This is a genomic window from Pseudomonadales bacterium (assembly GCA_024234615.1).
GTDB lineage: Bacteria > Pseudomonadota > Gammaproteobacteria > Pseudomonadales > IMCC2047 > JAJFKB01.
In genome coordinates, this window is sequence record JACKNY010000001.1 from 1,163,775 (window position 1) to 1,177,923 (window position 14,149).

Here is a 14,149-nt window from a genome sequence, read left to right on the forward strand (position 1 = left end):
AATGATGGCCACGGTTGAAGTGATTATTGCTACAACGGCCTCCGCTGAGCGGGGCCAATCGTTGTTTGAGGCTATTGATTCTGTGCTTCAACAAACAGGTGTGCAAGCAACGCCAAGAATTGTTGTCAATGGCAGCCGCTATGACAAAGAGGTGTTCGAGACTCTACAAGCCCGCTCGGATATCAAGTTGCATTATGAGGAAGAGGGCAACTTACCGAAAGCCATTGCGTTAGGGCGAATGTTGGTTGAATCAGAGTTTTTTGGTTTTCTGGATGATGACGATATCCTGTTAGAAAATGCTTTAGTGCTAAAGCTGAGAGAGTTTTCCCAAAATCCGGCGACCGATGTAGTGGTAGGTAATGGTTATTTTGATACGTTTGGAACAGGCGTATTAATGCGCAGTTCATTTGATGATTGCCGGTCAGACCCCTTGGCTGCTTTAATGGAAAGTAACTGGTTGGCTTCCTGTGGTGGACTGTTTAAAACAGCGACTATATACCCTAGCTACTTTTTAGATTTGCCTAAATATTTTGAATGGACTTGGGTAGCGTTTAATTTAGCGCTCAATGGCAAACAGATACAGTTTATCGATACCCCGACTTTTCATGTCAGGGATAGCGAAGACTCTCTGTCCAAAGGTGACGAGAATATTGATGCGTTTATTGCGGTCGTTGAACAAATGTCAGCATTGGCATGTGGCCATCCTATTCAAAAGCAACTCAAAAAGCGGTTAGGCGCTGCTTACCATATGGGCTCACAGAAGGCGTTAAAGGATGGATTAATAAATGACGCGTGGAATTATCATTTTCGCAGTATCAATACCCTGGGTAACCTTGGCTATTTAACCTTTACACGTCATTTGCTCTGGCGTTCCCGTGCGCCACACGACCAGATCAGCGGTAAATCATGAATAGAGTCGAAATCACGGGGGATATGACTCACCTGGGTAAATACCAGGGCCGTATTTTTTTTGAATCTGAGTATCCGTTGCGAATCAGTTCGGAGCTGCTAGTCACTGCTACCCTGATTGCTAACATGAAAAAACCGGATGGTCAGTCCTATTCTGGTGTGCAGTTAGACAGAGAATTCAAAAAGAATATTCGCCAAGCTCAAGCCCTGCTAACAAGCTGGCGTAGTTATTACCAGTTGGTTGACCTTGACGGATTAGCAGTTGTCGAAAAGACGTCGCAAATTAAACCCTTTATCGGCTGTTTCTTTAGTGGTGGAGTCGATTCCTTCTACACGCTACTCGAACAACAAGCGGAGATCACTCATTTAATTTGTATACACGGATTTGATATTCCCGTCGAAAACAAGGCATTGTTTGCTCTTGTTGAGAAGAACGTGAAAACTATCGCTCAACAGATGGGAATCCAGTTAATTATTATTAGAACAAACCTAAGAGAGTTTTTTACCGCAAACGAGATGGACTGGGGAAGTGAAGCTTTCGGAACTGGTCTAGCTTCAGTGGGGCATTTACTGGCAGATCGGTTTAGTAAAATATACATACCCGCATCATTAGATCTGAACAATTTAATGCCCTGGGGCTCTCACCCTGAGTTAGACCCACTTTGGAGTAGTGGGTCATTGCAGTTTGTGCATCATGGTTGTCTGCCAAGAATCGATAAGATCAAAAGGCTTACCGATAATCCGTTGGCATTGAAGTTCTTACGTGTTTGTTATCTGAATAAAAATAATGCCTATAACTGTTGTAAATGTGAGAAATGTATCCGCACGATGGTCAGCTTGCATGCTTACGGTGTGCTGGATTGCTGTGAATCTTTTCCCAAAAAACTCTCGCTGAGAAGTGTAAAAAAACTCTGGATTACCTCAGAAGCGGCCAAAATATTTGTCAGAGAGAACATATCTTTGCTGGCAGCAACGGGACATGATCCTGAGTTACAGAAAGTGCTGGAAGGCTTGTTAGAAACGCCTAAGTGGAAGGTTGATTTGTACCTTAACTTGCGAAAGCGGAAGAATAGGTTGGTGAGCGTATGTACTTATCTGTTTAACCGGATACGAATCTCTATATCAAATTAGAATAAAGTTTTAATTGAATGGTGCTCTGAGGATATAAACTATACTAATTTAACAGGGTATTGCTTCTCTGGTTGTTTCGAGAAACGGCTACAAAGAATAACCAAGAATGACTGAGTATATGTTTGAATAAATCTATGGCTAAACGGTATATCAACTTAGGTAATGCAAACTTAATAAACGACTTATTAGTTGTCCTGGTATCCTTGGTGCGTAGGAAAAGCCTGCTAGAGGGAGTGGAAATAAAGCGTTTTGAAAGAAATTTTGTCAAATATATGGGAGGGGAAGGTGAAGCTTTCAGTTTCAATGCTGGAAGAGTGGCCCTTGCAGCAATACTTCGTGCGATGGATGTCGGTAACGGAGATGAAGTGATCATTCCTGCATATACTTGCGTCGCTGTCCCCAATCCAGTTCTGGTTTGTGGAGCGAAACCTGTGTATGCAGATATAGATAAAGAAACTGGAAATATTGATCTTTTAACTCTACCAGATCACATTACAGAAAGAACAAAAGCGATAGTGATACAACATACATTTGGTATACCAGTAGATATGGAGGCGATTAGAAGTTTCGTTGAGAGGAAAGATATTCGTTTAATAGAAGACTGTACTCATGCGCTAGGCTCAAAGTACCAGGGGAAACCGGTCGGTTTATTTGGAGACGCGTCGTTTTTTAGTTTTGAACAAAGTAAGGTTATTAGTACGGGTTCTGGCGGAGTGGCGTTCAGTCGAGATGAGAGTGTTATTAGGAAATTAAATGAATATCAGCAGGAATGTGTTTTTCCAGACGAAGTTAAGGTGAAGGGAATGCTATGGTACCTAATTGATCTTATTTTATTTTCTGGTCCATATTGTAACGAACTCACAAAGCCTCTCAGTTATTATCTTAATCGGTTCGGGTTTAGCCAAGGGCCAGTTACAACTGCAGATGAAATGGCCTGTAGAGCTTCAAAGGAAATATTTAAGTACAAACTACCTAATGCATTGGCACGCATTGGTTGCGCACAGTTGAAGCGACTTAATGAAAATATAGCAGCAAGAAAAAGAATTGCGGATATATATCAACAGGCAATAGAAAAGTTTGCTCTACAAACATTTAAAGTTAATAAAGCCATGGAGGCTTCCTTTGTGAGGTATCCACTGGTCGTATCGGATAAAGAAGCTTTTGCAAAGTTTATGCGGCAATTTGATATTCAAACCGGCTTATGGTTTTCAGCGCCTATTCATCCACACGGTGTCGACCATGAGGCCGCAGGTTATAAATGGGGTAGTTGTCCCAATGCTGAGTGGGCGGTGAAAAGAATCGCAAATCTTCCGATAAATCCTAGAATGACTGACGCTGACGCCAAACGAGTAGTTGATTGTTTGGGGTTATATTTATCAGAAAACTCTTAAAAACTATATTTGGTTAGTAACTTAAGGAGAGATTCGTGTTAAAGCGATATGTGCTCGACAAAATAAGCAGGCTGCTTATTAGATTGATCGAGAGACCATGTTATTTAGCTAAGGATTTTGGTGAGTTCCATGCTACGACTCATATCGATAAAGATGTTTATATTAGTCATCCAAAGAATACTTATTTGGGAGATCGGACAGCTATTTATCGTGGCACTAAGATATTTTGTGCGAATGGGATATTTGAATTAGGGAAAGGTTCTCATCTTTCAGGAGATGTGTATATTAATGCGGGCATGGGTTCCGTGAAAATTGGAAAAGGAACGGCGGTTGGGCCAAAAACTGTAATAATATCGCACTCAAATGATTACACGGCTAATACACCGATAACTGAAACCTATAAAACTGTTGATATAGAGATAGGCGACGATGTGTTTATTGGCGCGGGGGTAGTAATACTCCCCGGAACAATAATTGGCGATAAGGCTGTTATTGGTGCTGGTGCTGTGGTGACTAAAAGTGTGGCTTCTGGAATTGTATTAGCCGGAGTGCCAGGCCGGAAGATAGGAAGCCGTTATGAGAAATAATAAACAATGATTAAGAAAATTTTAAAAAAAACTGCTTGGTTTAAACAACCAGTATCCAGACGAGAAAGTACAGAGCTGCTAATTTCACGGTTGCGGAAACTGGAATGAAACTGGGGGATGACATAGGGTTGGTTAATGTTATTTTTGATTCTGTGTACCCATTTCTGATTGAGATAGGAAGTAATTGTATTATTACGCATGCAACAATCCTTGCTCATGATGCTTCTCCGGCGGTTTTCGGTAATAAAACTAGGGTAGGGAAAGTAGTAATAGGCAACCATGTCTTCATTGGCGCTGGAGCAGTAGTTTTGCCTGGTGTCACCATAGGTTCTCGTGTAATTGTTGGAGCGAATGCGGTGGTATCGAAAAATGTCCCGGCAAATAGTATCGTCGCGGGGAACCCGGCCAAAATAGTTGGAAGCGTTGATGATTGGCTTGTCAGAAAGGAAGAAAGGGGTGAGCTAATAGATTGGTTCGGAGGAACCGTACCTGATGACGAGGATGTTAATAGAGCTAGAAAGGAAGCGAAACTGAAATTTAATATTGAAGTAATGGAAGAATATATAGAATGAAATCAATACTTGTTACAGGAGCCGGAGGCTTTATCGGCAGCCACCTTACCGAAAAACTGGTTCGGGAGGGTGCAAAAGTCAAAGCCATGGTTCATTACAATTCTCGAAATGATTGGGGTTTATTGGAGCTTATTCCCAAGGAAGTGCGGAATGAATTGGAAATTATTTCCGGTGACATTCAAGATCCATTTTTTGTGGATAAAGCGGTTGAAGGTTGCGACACCGTTTTTCATCTATCCTCTTTGATTGCTATTCCCTATTCTTATGTTGCCCCCCAGACTTATGTGGCGACGAATGTTGGTGGTGCGGTGAATGTGATGCAGGCGGCGGTTAGGCATGGGGTGTCGAAAGTTGTTCATACTTCCACCAGCGAGTGTTACGGCACCGCTCAGTACGTGCCGATTGATGAAAAGCATCCCTTGCAAGGACAGTCACCTTATTCTGCAAGTAAGATAGGTGCGGATATGATTGCAGAAAGCTTTTGGCGCTCGTTCGAGTTGCCCGTGGCGATAATACGTCCTTTCAATACCTATGGCCCACGTCAATCGGCGCGGGCGGTGATACCGACTATTATTAGTCAGGCACTTTCCGGCAAAGTGATTAAATTAGGGTCCTTAACACCCACACGGGATATGAATTTTGTTGCGGATACCGTAGCAGGTTTTGTCCAGGTGGCGAAGTCTGACCGTTCCGTCGGTGAGGTGATTAATGTCGGTTCCGGAGTGGAATACAGCATTGGTGAGATTGCTAATAAGATCATCAATATTCTGCAAAGTGATTCTGTCATTGAATCAGATGACCAACGTGTGCGACCCGGCAAGAGTGAAGTAGAACGTCTGTTATGTTGCAACGCGAAAGCTGCTGAGCTATTAGGCTGGAAGCCTCAGGTAAACTTGGATAAAGGTCTCGAAATAACTATTGCGTGGCTAAAGGACAATCTAAACCGTTATAAAGCCAATATTTATAACCTATAAATAAGGAATCGAAGATGCGTGCAGTAATTTTATCCGGTGGTAAAGGAACACGTTTAAGGCCTTATACAACAGTATTGCCAAAGCCGTTGATGCCGATTGGGGACATGCCGATTCTCGAAGTGGTAATACGCCAATTGCAGCAGGCCGGAGTCACTCAAATTACTATGGCGGTAGGCTATTTGGCAGAGTTATTGAGGGCTTTCTTTGGGGAAGGGGAAAAGTTTAAGTTGTCGATCGACTACTCCATGGAAAAGGAGCCGATGGGAACTGTTGGCCCTTTGACCTTGATCTCTGGCTTAGACGATACTTTTGTGATGATGAATGGTGATGTTTTAACGGATTTAGATTATGCGGATTTGATCGCTTTTCATAAAAAATCAGGTGCGGTAGCAACGATTGCGACTTATGAAAGAAAGGTCAAGATAGACTTCGGGGTGATTGAAACAGACAGCGCTGGGCTGATTAATGCTTATATTGAGAAACCTGAGTTTGATTATCGTGTCAGTATGGGGGTTTATGTTTTTGAACCGGAGGTTCTGGCCTATCTAAAACCGGGTGAGTATCTGGATTTCCCTGATTTGGTAAAAATATTGATGGCAGATAATAAGCCGGTAGCCTCTTACCCATTTTCGGGTTATTGGTTGGATATGGGGCGCCCTGATGATTATGAGCGCGCAATTGATGAGTTTGAGTCACGACGTTCAGATTTTCTGCGGGGAGAATGAAATGGAGTGGAAGGTTCCGTTATTTGAGCCTGATTTAGGAAGCAAGGAAAAGCAGGCTTTGTGTGATGTGATCGATTCTGGATGGTTAACGCAGGGCGAACGAACCGCACAATTTGAGAGAGAGTTTTCCGCCTACATAGGTTCCGCGCACGGGATTGCGGTAACAAACTGTACAGTCGCTTTGCATTTGGCTTTAGAAGCGCTGGGGATCGAAGTGGGTGATGAGGTTATATGCCCGTCCTTAACCTTTGTAGCGACCGCAAACGCCATTAGATATTGCGGGGCGAAACCGGTATTCGCTGATATTACCTCTTTGCAAGATTGGAACATCTCAAAACCCACGATTGAAAAGGTGATTACACCGAAAACCAAGGCGATTATCGTGGTGCATTATGCGGGTTACGTTTGTGATATGGCGCCAATCATGCAGTTGGCGGCTCAGCATAATCTCAAGGTAATCGAGGATGTTGCCCATGCGCCAGGTGCTTCGCGCAAAGGAAAATATGCGGGAACTTGGGGCGATGCCGGTTGTTTTAGTTTCTTTTCGAATAAGAACATGACCACCGGCGAAGGTGGCATGGTAGTGACGGATAATCCAGGGCTGTGTCAACGAACACAGCGTATGCGATGTCATGGCATGACCAGCGTGACGCTGGATCGACATAAAGGGCATAATTTTTCCTACGATGTGGTTGAAAAAGGCTTCAACTATCGCATGAGCGAGCTTAATGCGGCGGTGGGCTTAGTGCAACTGGAAAAATTAAAGGTGGGGAATGAGAGACGTAAGGAACATGTTGCTTATTATCGCGCCTGCTTATCAGGCTCGCAGAATATTGGTTTACCCTTTCTGACAAACGATAGTGACGCGGCCTTTCATATTATGCCCATTCTACTGCCGGAAACAGCTGATAGAGTTGAAGTGATGACTAAGCTGAGGGATCAGCAAATACAATCGAGTATTCATTACAGACCCATTCACACCTTTGAAAACTACCGAGAGCAGGGCCTGGGTGCCAGCGAGGATTTAACTCATACCACTGTTGTGGGTGATAGGGTATTAACCCTGCCGCTCTATCCAAGCATGAGGAATGAGCAAATCGAACAAGTCTGTGATGCTCTAATAAAAGCGGTTTAGGATGGCGGGTGCTCGTAAGATAAAAATATGCTTTGTCGGTTGGGGTGATCATGTCCATCTAGAGCGTTGGGCCGGTTATTTCCCTAAATTGGGTTATGACGTTAGTGTCATTTCTTTTTCTGGTTTCGGGCATTACCCAGATGAAGTCGCTCAATTCAGCTTGGAATCGATTCCGTTGAAAAGCCATAAATTGAGAATGCTCTATCTCAAGTATCTGTTATGGAAATTGAAACCGGATATTGTACATGCCCACTATGCAGGTTTTCTGCTGCCGATTACAAAGGTTTGGCGTGGAACCTTGGTGTTAACCGCCTGGGGATCTGATATATATCGAATGGAGAGCATCTCCGAGACCGATCGTGCTCAATTGATTGGCCTGTTGGCTACTCCTGATATGATTACCTGCGATTCGAATGATCTTGCGGAAAAGATTCAATACCTCTCAAAAATTCGCCCAAATAAAGTTCAAGTGATCCAATGGGGAGTTGACACTAACGTCTTTGCGCCATCAACTGAGGAAGCCTCCATCAAAGCTGAGTTGGGTATTTCTGGCCGACCGGTTGTAATAAGCCCTCGAAGTTTTCTTCCGTTGTACCGAATCATTGAAATCATTAAAGCGTTTCATAAGGTCGTAGCGCTCGTACCAAACGCGGTCCTCCTATTAAAACGCTATAACCAAGACGATAACTACAACGATGAAATTCTGAATTTGGTGCGGGAGCTGGGCTTATCTGAACAGGTTATTATTCTGGATCGAGTTGAATACCATCAAATGGCTGATTTCTATCGTGCGGGCGATGTGATGGTTTCAATACCAGAAACCGATGGCACACCGATGTCCTTGCTGGAAAGTATGGCTTGCGGCTGCCCACCAGTGGTGTCTGATGTCCTCTCTGTTAAAGAATGGGTTACTCACGGCGTCAATGGCCTAGTGGTCAGTGGAGATGATATCGATACACTGGCAGCTGCTATCGTCAGCCTGTTGATGGATAAAGAAAAATCTAACCATATTGTCACTGAAAACCTGACTTTGGTGAAATCCAAGGCCAGCCAGGATGTGAATATGCAAAGGATGAGTGAATTATATAAACAGCTAGTTTCCTAGCCCAACGCTTTTTTGAGGGTGATTAATCGTGCCAGGAATTTAGTGCTATTGTTATCCCACGGCGTAAATCTAGGTAACTGAAATAGATTAGTATCGGCTGAAGCTGAGCCCAATTCGGTTGTAACCGAAGCAACATATCCTGCGTTTTCAATAAATCGAATTTGCTCAGCACGAAAATCAGTCCGTGATTTTCCATTGGGGTATGAGAAAAGATTTAACCGGGTTCCGAGTGTTTCCTCTAAAATTTGTTTGTTCTTTTCGAGTTCTTCTTTCAGCGTTTCATCATCAATGCCGGATAATATCGGATGGCTATGTGAGTGCCCACCAATACCCATGCCTTCCTGATAAAGAAGCTTAATATGTTCTCGCCGCATCATTAGGTCGGGAAAGCCATCAACGCTCTCAGTGAGGGCGTTGGCAATCGCCTGTCTTTTATTATGTTCTTGGTATTTTAGTTTTGGCAGTATGATTTCTATCGCTTTACTCTTTTCCTGGTTTGTATGAACCGGTATAGATTTAAGTTCTAATTCATTGATACTAATGGTTTTATCAGGCCACCTTCGGATGGCTTCGATCACCTGATCGTTCCACATCAGCCCGCCATCAAGCCAGGCGCTGGTACAAAAGAAGGTAGCATGCAAACCGGCTTTTTTCAGTAGCGGCAGGGCAACGGTGGCATTATCCAGATAACCATCATCAAAAGTAATGACGAGACTGCGTCTTTTTAGGGTACCCGTTTTTAATTGTTGGACAGCGTCTGCTAATGGGATGACATTAAACACACCGGATATCCATTCCAGATGTTTTCGAAACTGTTGTGCATCAATTTCCCAGGGGCGCAAGGGGTCGGGTTCTGGCATTACTCGATGGTAAATCAGAATATTTAGCTTGGGCTGAAACGCCTGTACTAGATTGGCCGCTTGTCTAAATAGAAATTTTTGCATTTAACCTCGGGTGGTTATCCTTGGTAGGACGACTGATGTGTGCTGAGCCAAAGCTCCAGCATCATCATGATCCAGATTAACTCACCATAATAGCTGGCGTGTGTGCCCTCGTGCATCTTTTGGGCTTTGTCGATAAAGGCTGGGTTAAAGTACTCTCTTGTTTTCAGTTTGCTTAAACTGTCGTGGGCGAGTTCTCTCAACGGTTGGTAATCCTTCAGCCAAACGCCAAAAGGGAGGCCAAAACCGTGTTTCGATTTTTTTAGCGTTTCCTGTGGCAGGAATTCCCGCATGGCGTATTTATAGAAGTAACGTAATTGCCCTTTTTTTAATTTCAAAGCAGAAGGGACGGTACATGAAAACTCGATCAGTTCATCCGTCAGTAACGGATAGGCGACCTCTACACCGGCCAGTTCACACATGCTGCTCACTTTGCGCAGGTCATTATCCGCCAGAGTAATTAACCAATCCAGATAGAGCATGCGGTTTAGTTCGGAAGCATTCTGAGGGCGTGAATATTGCTGACGTTGAATCGTTAAGGGAATATTGGTATCCACTGTTTGCAGGTAGTCCCGGTTGAACATTTCTAACGGGTCGTGACGATGTAGAAAATTGTAGATTTGTAAACGGTCTGGCAGGGGAATATTAGCTTGTTTGATATAGTTTTGTGCCTTGCTGACTAATGGTAAGCCTGAAGGTAGCGCATTGATTAGATGGTCGAACAAACCGCGACGTAAGGCTTTAGGTAATGCCTGGTAATGGCGATAATGACGTTGGCTGGCGTAGCGTGTATTACCCCCAAACAGCTCATCTCCGCCATCCCCGGCAAGCATTAATTTTACACCGTTTTCAGCGGCTACCTTGGCGCAGTAATAAACGGGCAGAGCAGAGGAGTTGCCAAAAGGCTCGTGATAAGCGGCTGCAATTTTTGGTACAGTACTGACAATGTCCTCTGGCGTGACGAAGTATTCGTGGTGCTGCACCCCAAAATGTTTTGCGGTAAGCCTGGCGAAGGGAGTTTCATCATATTCTTTCGCATTAAACCCGATGGAGTAAGAATGAGTGGCTTGATTCTCCAGCTTACTCATTACCCCAACGACCGTGGAACTATCCAACCCACCGCTCAGGAACGCCGCATAATGGGGTTGGTCGGCAAGAGAACATGATACCGAATCCTTCAGTATTTGATGTAGGTTAGTGCTGAGAGTGTCAATGTCGGCATTCTGTGGCTCATCGAATTGCGGTAACCAGTAAGGTTCTATACTGACTTGGCCATTTTCGTAGGTAAGGCATTGCCCCGGTGGCAATTTCTTAATATTCGAGTAAATAGAAAAGGGTGTTGGAATCATGTGAAAGTACATGTAGCAATAAAGCGCGTCAGCTGATAATTCTGGAGTGTCTTGTCGTTGCTTTCTAATGTCCTCCAGGCAAGTACTGACTAGAATGTCACCAACGCTTGTTTGCGACCAATATAAGCGATACACACCAATTCGATCAGAGGCGGCGAGCAGGGTGTTTTTCTCGTTGTCACGAAGAATGATGGCGAAATGTCCGTGCAGACATTTTAGAAATTCAGTCCGGTTTTTCTGGTATAGGCTTAACAGTTGCTCGAACGCTACTGGCGAGTCCGCTGTTACGCTTTTACCATCAATTTCCCAGACAGGGCTGCCCGCATAGCTTAGTGTGAAACGTTTGTTTTGAAGAGTTTGTGTACTAGCAGTCATAGGTGAACAACTTAGGCTGGTCGATAGACGGGTGGTGTTTGATGATTATTAATATGAGCACTGAGAAAAAACAATGCTGAAGTGGTCGAAATTATTTAACGGGCCAGCGATTAGCTTCTTTTAATTGCCGCGCCAGTTTGGTTTTTTTGAACCCCGCGCCATAGACAATTTTTGCTTGTTCTACGGCTTTGTCGAATTCTTTTAAGTCACAATACAGAAGACCTAACGCGTAATTAATATCCACGGGGGCTTTATCAATACTTAGAGCGCGTTTGTAAATATCTATAGCTATTTTGGGTTTATCTTTCTTAACCAGATAATTGGCATAAAGTTGCATTACGCGGTAGTCGTCAGGTTTGAACGCCATTGCTCTTTGGAAATAACACTCAACAGGTGCGTATTGAGCTATATCTGGCCGTGGGTTTTTAATCTGTTGGCGCATCATTGCGTATAGAGCCCGGTGGTGGTTTGGAAAAGTTTTAAGGGTATAGTCGATATCCATTTCGATCGATGCGGTTTTCCCCTTTTCCAATGACTCAATTTCTTTGGTGAAGTGGTATGCAGTTACGACAGGTAATTTTTCTCTTCTGTGTCCCGGGTTAGTATAGTCCCAAGGCCCATATGCCACGGCTCCACCTGTACAAGGAGCCCCCTTTAAATCATACCCAACCCAACCGGGATTTGGTAAAGGCACTTCATCTGCAAATATTGTATTACTACAGTTCACGAGTAATGAGAAAAGTAAAAACTTGCCTATCTGAATTGATTTACGCATATTGGAAAAGCTCTTCCTCATTTTGGTCTGGTGATGCATAACTAGTATAGAGCTAAGCTAGAGATTATTTAAATTTTATTTAAATGAAGCGTATCTTTATGTTAGCAGAAAAAGACTTCACAGATATTCAAAGTATATTACTGAGTATGCTTTGCGGCGGTAGACCAGCCTGGGATCAAAGTAAAAGGAAACGGCACACCTTCCTCTAGGAATATACGCTTTCCGATTTGCCAGGAAGCAGGCAGCGAGAGATGACTGGAATCGTAATACATTGGTCTTCCACGTTCATCGATGGGAGAACATTTGGATTTTGGGCATAAATACTCGGTGATGGCATAAAACTCAACGTTTTTCGTCTGAGAGGCGAAGGCTTCTAGCTGCGCATTGGCGTCGGCGACATTAGCGGGAATTTCGATTTGAGGTGACTCACATTTCATTACGGGATAGCTAAGCGCTTTTTCCCGGCAATACCTGTCATAGCTAGAGATAACAGGTATCTTGCCCAGTAATATGACCAGTTTGCCCTGCTCGGCTAGGCTGTTTGCTGTACGGAAGAAGGTTTTCAGGAATTGATCCGAACGAGATTGATAGCCAGACCAGCTAGCAGATATCACTACTACCTGGTACTGCTTTAGATTAGGCCAAACTAGCTCAATAGCTCCACGACAATCGGACAACCTGTGCGCGGCGACGAAATCAGCAGGATCAGAATTAATTGGCGGACAAGAGCCTATTTCAAGGTTTTGAAACCGAAAGTCGCCTTCACGTGCGAAAACTCCCAGCATTCCAACAAAATGTGCGGCGTTTGAGTCTCCCCACAAAATTGCTTTTGGTACTTTGTTGGATTCAGCACCAACTATACATTGAGCATTATTAATATCCTCTGGCTGAACTCGTTGTCGCTGGCAAACATAGTCGTAATCATAGGCGGGGCGTGTCTCATCATACAGTGAGGCAAGACTGCTTTTGTACTCTTCAGAAAACCATCGCAATCCATAGCCATCAATCTTCATGGATATCAAAGCAACGAGGGCGAGCGCGCCGGCAGGGAAAATATATTGGAATGCAAAGATTTGCAACGCTGGACGAGAGGATCGCCGCGCGGGACTTTCCACATAAAGGTAGCTTAGCCAAGCGAGTAAGAAAGTAAGAATAAAAATTACCGCACCCGGAACGAAGGTGATTTCCGAGTATCCATAGCGATAAAATGCAAGCAATGGCCAGTGCCATAGATAGGCTGAATAGGAAATCATACCCACCCAGACCATGGGCTTGAGAGTCATCAGGCGGGACGGCCAACTATTGCCGTAATGTCCAGCGAGTATCAGCATGGCGGTGCCGAGTGTTGGTGGAATAGCCCTCAAGCCGGGAAATGTTTGTTCCTCAGATAGCAGTGCCAGCGCACCGGCTATTAATGCCAGGCCTAAAATGGCGGTGAAGGTTACGATTTCAGGCGAAATTTTTTGTGTGCCGCGTTTCAGTACTAGATAGGCTGAGCCAGCACCTACCAATAGTTCACCAGCACGCGTTGGTAACATGTAGTAAACGAATGATGGTGCGTCATCAAACAGATATTCGCCTAATAGAAAGGATAGAGTGGCCACCACTATCATGGTTGCAAAAAACCATCGGGTACTTTTCAGTCGATAAACAAGCATTAAAATTAATGGCCAGAAGATATAAAACTGTTCTTCTACGCCGAGTGACCATAAATGCAATAAGGGTAGTTCGCTGCTTGCTGCCGCGAAGTAGCTGGTGTCCTGGTACAACCAAAAATACACATTGGCTAAAGATAATAGCGACCAGAGCCCGGACTCCGCGACTCTTTCCGCATCTACTGGACGCATAATCACTTGGGCGATGAATATTACGAAAGCTACGACTACTAGCATCACTGGTGCTATACGTTTGACACGACGGCGGTAAAACTCAAGCAGTGAAAAACGCCCCATTTCTGAATCGCGGAAGATGTGTAACGAAATAAGATAACCTGAAATTACAAAAAAGATGTCAACACCAACAAAACCGCCAGGTAAGATCGCGTCGTTAATGTGATAAAGAATAACGGATAGCACAGCAATAGCGCGCAGGCCATCAATGTCAGGGCGATAGTTTGGGTTGTCCACCGTTGCAGTGCTTGGTACTTTCATTAATTGTTCTTGTATTAGTCCAACCGGGTG

At 44.1% G+C, this 14,149-nt stretch carries 13 protein-coding genes; 9 read left to right on the forward strand and 4 right to left on the reverse strand.

Translation table 11 applies throughout. From position 1 onward, the window contains the following. The first annotated feature begins 1 nt into the window (after position 1). The 9 genes from H6995_05435 (at position 2) to H6995_05475 (ending at position 8,529) form a co-directional block, all read left to right on the forward strand. Positions 2–910 (forward strand): glycosyltransferase family 2 protein, encoded by a 909-nt coding sequence (locus tag H6995_05435; protein MCP5214431.1) that lies wholly within the window; start codon positions 2–4, stop codon positions 908–910. Then, positions 907–2,040: a hypothetical protein gene (locus H6995_05440; GenBank protein MCP5214432.1), complete on the forward strand. Its 1,134-nt coding sequence runs from the start codon at positions 907–909 to the stop codon at positions 2,038–2,040. Before H6995_05435 ends, H6995_05440 begins: the two co-directional genes overlap by 4 nt. Positions 2,041–2,174: 134 nt before the next feature. Then, the gene (locus H6995_05445) at positions 2,175–3,431 is read left to right on the forward strand and encodes a DegT/DnrJ/EryC1/StrS family aminotransferase (GenBank protein ID MCP5214433.1); all 1,257 of its coding nucleotides are present in this window, start codon (positions 2,175–2,177) and stop codon (positions 3,429–3,431) included. Between the two features lie 296 nt (positions 3,432–3,727). Beyond that, positions 3,728–4,018, forward strand: a complete 291-nt coding sequence (locus tag H6995_05450) for an acyltransferase (protein MCP5214434.1) — start codon at positions 3,728–3,730, stop codon at positions 4,016–4,018. A 104-nt stretch (positions 4,019–4,122) separates the two neighbouring features. After that, complete coding sequence (locus H6995_05455; GenBank protein ID MCP5214435.1) at positions 4,123–4,590, forward strand: acyltransferase; 468 nt, start codon at positions 4,123–4,125, stop codon at positions 4,588–4,590. Further along, complete coding sequence (locus tag H6995_05460; protein ID MCP5214436.1) at positions 4,587–5,564, forward strand: SDR family NAD(P)-dependent oxidoreductase; 978 nt, start codon at positions 4,587–4,589, stop codon at positions 5,562–5,564. Before H6995_05455 ends, H6995_05460 begins: the two co-directional genes overlap by 4 nt. Positions 5,565–5,578: 14 nt before the next feature. Further along, entirely contained in the window at positions 5,579–6,289 is a 711-nt protein-coding gene (locus H6995_05465) for an NTP transferase domain-containing protein (GenBank protein MCP5214437.1), read from the forward strand. A gap of 1 nt (position 6,290) precedes the next feature. After that, the gene (locus H6995_05470; protein MCP5214438.1) at positions 6,291–7,424 is read left to right on the forward strand and encodes a DegT/DnrJ/EryC1/StrS family aminotransferase; all 1,134 of its coding nucleotides are present in this window, start codon (positions 6,291–6,293) and stop codon (positions 7,422–7,424) included. Position 7,425: 1 nt separating this feature from the next. Continuing rightward, positions 7,426–8,529, forward strand: coding sequence for a glycosyltransferase family 4 protein (locus H6995_05475; protein MCP5214439.1), 1,104 nt, complete (start codon positions 7,426–7,428; stop codon positions 8,527–8,529). Here the strand turns inward: H6995_05475 and H6995_05480 are convergent. From H6995_05480 to H6995_05495, 4 genes are all read right to left on the reverse strand, one after another. Further along, a complete protein-coding gene (locus H6995_05480; GenBank protein MCP5214440.1) occupies positions 8,526–9,473 on the reverse strand; it encodes a polysaccharide deacetylase family protein in 948 nt (315 codons plus the stop codon). The two genes, H6995_05475 and H6995_05480, sit on opposite strands and share 4 nt — an antisense overlap. Positions 9,474–9,487: 14 nt before the next feature. Beyond that, on the reverse strand, positions 9,488–11,194 hold the full coding sequence (locus H6995_05485) for an asparagine synthase (GenBank protein MCP5214441.1): 1,707 nt from the start codon (positions 11,192–11,194) through the stop codon (positions 9,488–9,490). Between the two features lie 91 nt (positions 11,195–11,285). Then, a complete protein-coding gene (locus H6995_05490) occupies positions 11,286–11,969 on the reverse strand; it encodes a hypothetical protein (protein MCP5214442.1) in 684 nt (227 codons plus the stop codon). Positions 11,970–12,106: 137 nt separating this feature from the next. After that, positions 12,107–14,119, reverse strand: coding sequence for an acyltransferase (locus H6995_05495; protein MCP5214443.1), 2,013 nt, complete (start codon positions 14,117–14,119; stop codon positions 12,107–12,109). Between the last annotated feature and the right edge of the window lie 30 nt (positions 14,120–14,149).

Coding starts and splice junctions, on each gene's coding strand:
- H6995_05465 (MCP5214437.1), top strand. CDS start 5,579: ATGCGTGCAGTAATTTTATCCGGTGGTAAAGGAACACGTTTAAGGCCT.
- H6995_05485 (MCP5214441.1), bottom strand. CDS start 11,194: ATGACTGCTAGTACACAAACTCTTCAAAACAAACGTTTCACACTAAGC.
- H6995_05470 (MCP5214438.1), top strand. CDS start 6,291: ATGGAGTGGAAGGTTCCGTTATTTGAGCCTGATTTAGGAAGCAAGGAA.
- H6995_05435 (MCP5214431.1), top strand. CDS start 2: ATGATGGCCACGGTTGAAGTGATTATTGCTACAACGGCCTCCGCTGAG.
- H6995_05460 (MCP5214436.1), top strand. CDS start 4,587: ATGAAATCAATACTTGTTACAGGAGCCGGAGGCTTTATCGGCAGCCAC.
- H6995_05480 (MCP5214440.1), bottom strand. CDS start 9,473: ATGCAAAAATTTCTATTTAGACAAGCGGCCAATCTAGTACAGGCGTTT.
- H6995_05475 (MCP5214439.1), top strand. CDS start 7,426: ATGGCGGGTGCTCGTAAGATAAAAATATGCTTTGTCGGTTGGGGTGAT.
- H6995_05445 (MCP5214433.1), top strand. CDS start 2,175: ATGGCTAAACGGTATATCAACTTAGGTAATGCAAACTTAATAAACGAC.
- H6995_05450 (MCP5214434.1), top strand. CDS start 3,728: ATGGGTTCCGTGAAAATTGGAAAAGGAACGGCGGTTGGGCCAAAAACT.
- H6995_05455 (MCP5214435.1), top strand. CDS start 4,123: ATGAAACTGGGGGATGACATAGGGTTGGTTAATGTTATTTTTGATTCT.
- H6995_05440 (MCP5214432.1), top strand. CDS start 907: ATGAATAGAGTCGAAATCACGGGGGATATGACTCACCTGGGTAAATAC.
- H6995_05495 (MCP5214443.1), bottom strand. CDS start 14,119: ATGAAAGTACCAAGCACTGCAACGGTGGACAACCCAAACTATCGCCCT.
- H6995_05490 (MCP5214442.1), bottom strand. CDS start 11,969: ATGCGTAAATCAATTCAGATAGGCAAGTTTTTACTTTTCTCATTACTC.